Consider the following 8,365-nt stretch of genomic DNA (forward strand, 5'->3'; position numbering starts at 1 on the left):
TTTATAATCGCCGGGTGCGGCGGGGCGCGGGCCCCGGGGGGGGTCGGCCCGGGGGGCCCGTCGCCGAGTTCGGGTGTCCGTACGGCTGCGCGTCAGGTCAGACGTAGCGCTCCAGGATGGACGATTCGGCAAGGCGGGACAGGCCCTCGCGGACCGAGCGGGCGCGGGTCTCGCCGACGCCCTCGACGGTCTGCAGGTCGTCGATGCTCGCGGCGAGCAGCTTCTGGAGGCCGCCGAAGTGCTCGACCAGGCGCTCTATGACCGTGTTGGGCAGGCGCGGGATCTTCGCCAGCAGGCGGTAACCGCGCGGCGAGACGGCGGAGTCCAGCGACTCCGGCGAGCCCGAGTAGCCGAGCGCCTTGGCGACGGTCTGGAGGTCCAGCAGCTCGGCGTGGGTGAGCGCCTCCAGGTCGGCCAGCACCTCGGTGACCGTCCGGCCCTTCTTGGCGGCCCGCTCCGGGAAGTAGTCCCGGGCGACCAGCTCGCGCTCCGGCTCCACGCCCGCGATCAGCTCGTCCAGCTGGAGCGAGAGCAGCCGGCCGTCGATGCCGAGCTCCAGCACGTAGCCGGCGATCTCGGTGGCGATCAGCCGGACCATCTCCAGGCGCTGGGCCACGGCGGTGACGTCCCGGACCGTCACCAGGTCCTCGATCTCCAGCGCGGAGAGCGTGCCGGCCACCTCGTCCAGGCGCAGCTTGTAGCGCTCCAGGGTGGCCAGCGCCTGGTTGGCGCGGGACAGGACGGTGGTGGAGTCCTCCAGCACCCGGCGGGTGCCGTTGACGTACATCGCGATCAGCCGCATCGAGTGCGAGACCGCGACCACCGGGTAGCCGGTCTGCCGGTTGACCCGCTCGGCGGTGCGGTGGCGGGTGCCGGTCTCGTCGGTGGGGATGGTCGAGTCCGGCATCAGGTGCACGCCGGCCCGGACGATCTTGGTGATGTCCTTGTCGAGCACCACCGCGCCGTCGAGCTTGCACAGCTCGCGCAACCGGGTGGCGCTGAACTCGACGTCCAGGACGAAGCCGCCGGTGCACAGGGACTCGACGGTCTTGTCGAAGCCCAGCACGATCAGACCGCCGGTGTTGGCCCGCAGGACCCGCTCCAGGCCGTCACGAAGCGCGGTACCGGGCGCGATGGCGGTGAGGGAGGCCCGCAGCAGGGCCTCCTCGCGGGAGGCCTTGTCCGCCCCCCGGTCGCTGGCTGCCACGTGACTCCTCCGGTCGACCCGTGCCGCGCGCCTCACGCCGTGCGCCGGTCCGCGGTCTGTTGCTCTGTCGCTCAGTACCGCTCGGTACTGCCTTTTGGCCAATGAGACTGGGGAAAGTCTAACTGTGTGCGGCTTCGGCAGGGCTTGGGTCAGCGCAGTTCGTCGGAGTCCAGCGGCTCCCAGCCCTCCATCAGCTCCTCGGGGTACGCCGCGGGGCGGTCCGCGGCCCGGGCGGAACGCGGGGCCGGCGGCGCCGACGGTGCCTCACCGCGCGGCTCGGTACGCGGCTTGGCGGCCGAGCGGCGGCGGCCCGGGATGGCCCGCAGCGCCTCGCCGATGTCGGCCACCTCGACCACCTTCATGCCCGGCGGCACCTTGCCCGGGTCCGGCGGGACGAGGGCGTGGGTGAAGCCCAGCCGGTGCGCCTCGGCGAGCCTCCGCTGCACACCCGTCACCCGCCGCACCTCGCCCGCCAGGCCGACCTCGCCGATCGCCACCAGGTTGCTGGGCAGCGGGGTGTCGGTGGACGAGCTGGCCACCGCGAGCGCCACCGCGAGGTCCGCGGACGGCTCGGTCAGCTTCACCCCGCCGACCGTCGCGGTGTAGATGTCCTGCTTGCCGAGCTTCACCCCGCCGTGCCGCTCGACCACGGCCAGGATCATCGCGATCCGGGGGGACTCCAGGCCCGAGGTGGTGCGCCGCGGCGAGGGGATCTGCGAATCCACCATCAGCGCCTGCACCTCGGCCACCAGCGGGCGCTTGCCCTCCAGGGTGACGGTGAGGCAGGTGCCGGGAACGGGCTTGTCACGCCTGGTCAGGAAGAGGCCGGACGGGTCGGCCAGGCCGACGATGCCCTCGTCGTGCAGCTCGAAGCAGCCCACCTCGTCGGTGGCGCCGTAGCGGTTCTTGACCCCGCGGATGAGCCGCAGCCGGGCGTGCCGGTCACCCTCGAAGCTCAGCACCACGTCCACCAGGTGCTCCAGCAGGCGCGGACCGGCGATCTGGCCGTCCTTGGTGACGTGGCCGACCAGCAGGGTGGCCATGCCGCGCTCCTTGGACGCCCGGATCAGCGCGCCCGCCACCTCGCGGACCTGGGCCGGGCCGCCGGGGGCGCCGTCCAGCTCCGCGGAGGCGATGGTCTGCACCGAGTCCAGGATCAGCAGGCCGGGGTTGACCGCCTCGATGTGCCCGAGCACCGCGCCGAGATCCTGTTCGGCGGCGAGGTAGAGGTGCTCGGAGAGGGCGTTGATCCGGTCCGCGCGCAGCCGGACCTGGCCGGCCGACTCCTCGCCGGTGACGTAGAGCGTGCGGTGCTGCGCGGTGGCCGCCTTGGCGGCGACGTCCAGCAGCAGGGTGGACTTGCCGACGCCGGGCTCGCCCGCCAGCAGCACCACCGCGCCGGGCACCAGGCCGCCGCCGAGCACCCGGTCCAGCTCCGGCACGCCCGTCGAACGGGCCGTCGCGACCTGGCCGTCCACCTCGGCGATCGGGCGGGCGGGCGCGCTGACCGGACCCGCGGCCGTCGTGCGGATCGGCACCGCGCCGTACTCCTCGACCGTGCCCCAGGCGTTGCACTCCGGGCAGCGGCCGACCCACTTGGGCAGCTGGTTGCCGCACTCGGTGCATCGGTACGCCGGGCGGGGCTTGGCGGTGGTCTTGGAACGCGGAGGCATGCGGCCCACCGTAGCGCCTGGGTGTGACAACGACGGGCCGCCGGCGGGCCCGCCGCGCATCCAGACAGATGGACGATGTTGTTACCCGAAAGAAGTACATACGCGGCGAATGGTCGGAGTCAGCCGTCCGCGTTCTCTACCGTCGGACGGGTGACGACGAGAACTGTTGGGCCGACCGGGGCGGTCGGGCCTGGGTGGTCGGGCCGGCCGGGGAGGTCTCGGTGGCTGACCGGGGCGGTCGGGCCCGCCGAGTCGGCCGGGGCCGCGGGCTCCGGGGCCGCAGGCTCGGCCGGGGCTGTCGAACAGCGGGCCGGCGCCGCGCTCGCGGCGTACGACCGGCAGGTGGACGGCCTGTTCACCTACTGCCTCTCGGTGCTCTGCGAGCACGACGCGGCCGCCGACGCCCTGCGCGAGGTCCGCGAACTGGCCCGGCGGCACGGCGCCCGGCTCGCCGAGCCCGGGCTGCTGCGCGCCTGGCTGTTCTCGCTCGCCCGGTACTGCTGCCTGCGCCGGCTCGCGGACGGTGGCCCGGCCGTGGCGGGTGCCGGGACCGGTACCGGGCGGGCTGCGGCGGCCGGCGCCGCACCGGACGAGGCCGAGACGGACGAGACCGGGGCCGAGGCGGCCCGGCGGCGGCGCGAGCTGTCCTCGCTCGCCTGGCCCGAGGCGGCCGGCACCGACCCGGAACAGCGCGAGGCACTGGAGCTGTCCGTCCGGCACCGGCTGACCCCGCTGGAGGTGGCGGCGGTGCTGGGCCTGCCGTTCGAGCGGACCCGCGCACTGCTGGCCGGAGCCGAGGCCGAGGTCGCCCGGACCAGGGCGGCACTGCTGGTGCTCGGCGTGGGCAGTTGCCCGGAGCTGGACCGGCTCGGCGGCGCCGGGGCGGAGTCCTGGCGGGACTGGGTGCTCGGCCCGGCCCTGCGACGGGAACTGGTGCAGCACGTGCTGGACTGCCCGACCTGCCGGGGTACGGCGGAGCGGGTGGCCGCGCACGAGGCCGCCGAGGGTGCGGCCGGGCTGTCGGGGCTGGCGCTGCTGCGCGCTCCGGTGGACAGCTCCGGGACCGCCGCGGTCACCGGCGCGGTCACCGGCGCGGCGACCGCCCGGGCGGCTGCCGTTCGGGCGGCGGCTGCTCCGGCGACGGCGGCTCGGGCGGCGGCTGCTCGGGTGGCGGAGCCGGGGCTGCGGTTCGACCAGAGCGGCTTCCCCCGGCACCGGGCGCCGGACGCGGGGCGCGGGCTGGCGGTGCGCCGGCGGGTGGTGACCACCGGGGTGCTCGCGGCCGTCCTGGCGGCGCCGGTGATCGCGCTCTGGGCCGGGCACCGGGGCGGCGGCGGATCGGGTTCCGCGGCCGCGGTGTCGGCGGTGCGGGTGGACGGGGCCGGGCGGCCCGCCGGGCAGGGGCCACGGCCCGCGGTGGACGGCCCGACGGGGTCGGGTGCGCCCGGCATGCCCGGGCTGGAGCTGGCGGGGGCCGGCGTCGGGATGGTCGCGGATGGTGCCGGTGTGGACGGTGCAGAAACGTTGCTTCCCGGGTTTCCGCGGCTCACCTTCCAGGGCTCGGTGATCCCGGTCCCGGCCCACGGCGCGACCCCGCTCGACAGCCCGGCCCTGGTCGCCGCACCGGCCCCATCCGTCGACCGGGCCTCCGCGACGGGCACCGGAGAGCCCGCCCCGGCCGGGTTGCTCACCGTCGAGGCCGGCGAGTACGGCAGCCGGACCATCCTCACCCTCACCAACTCCGGCACCACCGAGATCCGTTGGCACGCGGTGACGGAGGCCGGCTGGCTCCGGCTCAGCCGCGACTCCGGCACTCTGGCGCCCGGCCAACGGATCACCGTGATCGTCACCGTGGACGAGGACCAGGCGCCGACCGCGCACTGGACCGCCCGGATCGCGCTGCCGCCCTCGCAGGCGGTGGTCACCCTGGAGGGCGGACCGCACAACCGCGGTGGCTCCGCCTCCTCCCCGGCCGATCCGTCGCCGTCCTCGGCGCCGGCGCCGACCGGTTCCGCCGGCACCTCGCCCACGGCGGCCCCCACCACGTCGAGCCCGCCCACGTCGTCCCCCTCGCCGTCCGGCCCGCCGACCGGCTCCCCGTCCCCCTCGGGCACGGCCACCACCGCCCCCGGCCCGAACACCCCACCGCGACCTCGCTGACACCACAGCCCGCCGGGGCACCTGGGCGCGTGAGAAGTCGGCCCGGCCGACTTCTCGCGCCCAACGCGTCGGGCATCGGCGGCCGTGCAGACCGGCCGGCCACTGCCACCCCCTGAAGCCGGGCCAAGGGCGCACGAAAAGTCGAGCGGGCCGACTTCTTGTGCGCAACAGAGTCAGCCCAGCAGCGCGTGGGCCGGCCTGCACGTCCCAGCCGCCAGCCCGGGCAGGGAGGGATGCGTGAGAAGTCGAGCGGGCCGACTTCTCACGCCCAACGGGTCGGACGTCAGCGGCGATGCAGACCGGCCTGCCGATGCCACCCCAGAAGCCGGACCGAGGATGCACAAGAAGTCGACCAGGCCGACTTCCCGTGCGGGATGGGAAGCCAGCACGCCAGCAGGAGGGGCTGGGGCCGAGGGGGTGGTGGGCGTGCTGCGGGGCGTCAGGCCCGGTGGATCGGCGGGGGCTGGTAGCTGCCGTCCAGGACGGCGGGCTCGGGCTGGTAGATGCGGAGGATGGGGCGGAACTCGCCGGGCGGGGTGGGGAGCCAGTTGGCGGCGGCGGCCGGGTCCTCGGGCTGGTCGTGCTGGAGGGCCAGGGTGAGGGAGCCGTCCTCGGCGTGCACGAGGCCGGGGGTGCGGTCGCCGATCGAGTAGCGGTCGATCGGGTTCTCCACCAGGTAGTAGTCCGGGACGGAGTACATCGTGACGGACCAGAAGGCCCCGGCCGGGGGCGGCTGGTCGAAGCGCAGGGTGTAGTCGTGGGCCCCGGTGAGGGGTCGGCCGTCGGAGTCGTCGTAGGTCATCGCGTACGAGGCCTCGTAGGCGTGGTTGCCCCAGAGGCCGGCCCGGGCGGCGGCGGCCCGGCTGAGGTAGGCGGCGCGGCGGTCGGGGATGCGCCATTCGGGGTCGTCCAGGGTGCCGGGGCCCAGGTGGTCGGTGTTGTAGTCGAACAGGTGGAGCGTGCTGCGCCACTCGCCGGGCGGGTGGTCCTCGGGCGGGCGGGTGGCGTCCTCGACCCGTTCGCGGCCGGCGGCCAGGCCCTTGGCCAGCGTCAGCGTCCATTCGGGGGCGGCCGAGCGGTACGGCGAGGCGCCGTCGTCCAGCAGGCCGAGCGGGGCGAAGCGGCGCTGGTACTCGATGTCCGCGGTGGCGGGCGGGAAGGCCTGCATCCAGACCCGCAGCCGCTCGAAGAAGGCCAGCCGCTCGGGGACGTCCCCGTCCGGCTCGGGCAGTCCGGCGACCAGGCCGCCGGGTTCCAGCGGCTCCAGTTCCAGGGCGGACTGGAGGGCCCGGACCCGGGGCAGGTCGTCCGGCCCGGTGCAGGCGAAGCGGCCGACGAGGGTGCCGACGGTGGTCGGCAGCTCGATCACCCGGTTCGGGTCCGGCGGGGTGCCGTGCCAGCCTGGTGGGACGATCAGCCAGGTCTGCGCTCCGGTGCCGGTGGCCCGGCGGCCGAGGTAGGCGACGTTGTCCGTCCAGGCGTCGATGATCTGCAGCACGTAGTAGGCGCCCGCGGTGTCCGGGACGCGCAGCACCTGGGGGCCTTCGGAGAGGTCGAGCTGGGCGATCGAGTAGATCGTGTCGTTGTTGACCGAGACGAAGCGGTCGGCCGGACCGGCCAGCCGGGTGGCGTGGCTGATGTGGTTGAACGGCGCCGCCGGCAGGGTGCCCAGGCCGCCGTGGGCGAAGCGCTCGACCATGGTGAGGCCGGCGACCAGCGGGTAGCCGTAGACGTACGCGTCGGCGGCCAGGGCCTCCAGCTCGGGCTGGTTCATCGCGGGTCCTTCGTCCGGGGCGGGCAGCCGGTCGGCGGAGTGCTCGGCGTCGGCGGGCCGTTCGTCACCGGCGGCGGCCGGCGGGTCCGCCGTCCGGGCCGTGCTCCGGGCCGTGCTCCGGGCGGGCGCCGGACCGGGGTTCGGTCGCCGACCGCGGTACACCTCGGATGCTAAGCGGGGCCGGGTGGGGCGGCATGTCGGACCGGACGCCCCGCGGCATCCGGCGACCCGACGCCCGTGACCGGACGCCCGTGACCCGACACCCGTGACCCGACTTCTGCAGCCCGACTTCTCCGGCCCGGCATCTGCTGACCGCGAATCCGGGCGTACGGGCGGTGCGGCCGGGAGAGGGTCCTCGGTATGAAGATCCTCTTGCTTGGGGGCTCGTCCTTCCTGGGACGGGCCTACGCTGCCGAGGCCCTCGCCCGGGGCCACCGGGTGACCACCTTCAACCGCGGTCGCAGCGCCGCCGACCTGCCCGGCGTCGAGGCGGTCCGGGGCGACCGCGACAGTGCCGGGGACCTCGCCCGGCTGGTGGACGGCCGCAGCTGGGACGCCGTCGTCGACACCTCCGCCCAACAGCCCGCCCAGGCCGCGCTCAGCGCCCGGCTGCTGCGCGAGCGGGCCGGCCACTACACCTTCGTCTCCTCCGTGCACGCCTTCGCCGACTGGCCCGCCCGGGCGGTCGACGAGGACTCCGCACTGCACCCCTGCCCCGCCGACACCCCGCCCGGCCAGCCGCCCGCCACCGCCCTGAAGGCCGGCTGCGAGCGCGCCGTGCTGGCGGGGTTCGGCGCCGGGCGCACGCTGGTGCTGAACAGTGGACTGCTCGTCGGACCGTACGAGTTCGGCGGCCGACTGCCCTGGTGGCTGGAGCGGATGGCACGCGGTGGGCGGGTGCTGGCCCCGGGGGACCCTCGACGGACCATGCAGGTGATCGACGTCCGGGACTTCGCCGGCTTCGGGCTGGACCTGCTGACGGCCGGGACGGCGGGGCGCTACATCACCACGGCGCCGCCCGGGCGGCTGAGCTTCGGCGAGTGGCTGGCGACCTGCCGGGAGGTCGCGGGGGCCGCGGACACCGAGTTGGTCTGGGTGCCGGACGAGCCGCTGCTCGCCGAGGGGCCGGACCAGGTGGGCGCGTGGACCGAACTCCCCCTCTGGGCACCGGACCTGCCCGAGATGGCGGGCGCCTGGCTGGCCGACACCGGCCGGGCGGAGGCGGCCGGACTGCGCTGCCGCCCGTTCGCCGAGACGGCGCGGGACACCTGGGAGTGGCTGCGGCGACGCGGGCCGGTCGAGGACACCGACGCCGAGGGGCGCAAGGGGCGGCCGGGGGCGGCGGTGCGGCAGGGCCTCGAACCCGCCAAGGAACGGCGGCTGTTGGCCGCCCTCGGCTGACGGCGGCGCCGGTCGGCAGCGGTGCCCGGGCACCGGTAGTGGGGGGGGGGGCGGGGCCCCCGGCCCCAGCCGGCGCGCCGCCCCCGCCCCCGCCCCCCCCCCGCCCGGGCCCCGCCCCCCCCCCCCCCCCCCGCGCCCAAGCCTGGGTGG

At 75.7% G+C, this 8,365-nt stretch carries 5 protein-coding genes; 2 read left to right on the forward strand and 3 right to left on the reverse strand.

What is annotated here, in order from left to right; translation table 11 throughout:
• Positions 1-97: 97 nt before the first annotated feature.
• Positions 98-1,156, reverse strand: coding sequence for a DNA integrity scanning diadenylate cyclase DisA (gene disA, locus ACWGKU_RS32265; RefSeq protein WP_188306273.1), 1,059 nt, complete (start codon positions 1,154-1,156; stop codon positions 98-100).
• 200 nt (positions 1,157-1,356) lie between these two features.
• Positions 1,357-2,880, reverse strand: a complete 1,524-nt coding sequence (gene radA / locus ACWGKU_RS32270; RefSeq protein WP_401045247.1) for a DNA repair protein RadA — start codon at positions 2,878-2,880, stop codon at positions 1,357-1,359.
• A 342-nt stretch (positions 2,881-3,222) separates the two neighbouring features.
• Between radA and ACWGKU_RS32275 the strand changes: the two genes are divergently transcribed.
• Positions 3,223-5,040: a BACON domain-containing protein gene (locus tag ACWGKU_RS32275; protein WP_452178826.1), complete on the forward strand. Its 1,818-nt coding sequence runs from the start codon at positions 3,223-3,225 to the stop codon at positions 5,038-5,040.
• A gap of 439 nt (positions 5,041-5,479) precedes the next feature.
• Here the strand turns inward: ACWGKU_RS32275 and ACWGKU_RS32280 are convergent, their stop codons facing one another.
• A complete protein-coding gene (locus ACWGKU_RS32280; RefSeq protein WP_452178825.1) occupies positions 5,480-6,814 on the reverse strand; it encodes a DUF1254 domain-containing protein in 1,335 nt (444 codons plus the stop codon).
• A 360-nt stretch (positions 6,815-7,174) separates the two neighbouring features.
• Here ACWGKU_RS32280 and ACWGKU_RS32285 point away from each other — a divergent pair, with 360 nt between their 5' ends.
• Positions 7,175-8,215, forward strand: coding sequence for an NAD-dependent epimerase/dehydratase family protein (locus ACWGKU_RS32285; RefSeq protein WP_401050459.1), 1,041 nt, complete (start codon positions 7,175-7,177; stop codon positions 8,213-8,215).
• The last annotated feature ends 150 nt before the right edge of the window (positions 8,216-8,365 follow it).

The organism is Kitasatospora sp. NPDC054768 (assembly GCF_053612025.1).

Bases quoted from the DNA above. Each gene is read 5' to 3' on its own strand.
- ACWGKU_RS32285 (WP_401050459.1), top strand. From the start codon at position 7,175: ATGAAGATCCTCTTGCTTGGGGGCTCGTCCTTCCTGGGACGGGCCTAC.
- ACWGKU_RS32280 (WP_452178825.1), bottom strand. From the start codon at position 6,814: ATGAACCAGCCCGAGCTGGAGGCCCTGGCCGCCGACGCGTACGTCTAC.
- radA (WP_401045247.1), bottom strand. From the start codon at position 2,880: ATGCCTCCGCGTTCCAAGACCACCGCCAAGCCCCGCCCGGCGTACCGA.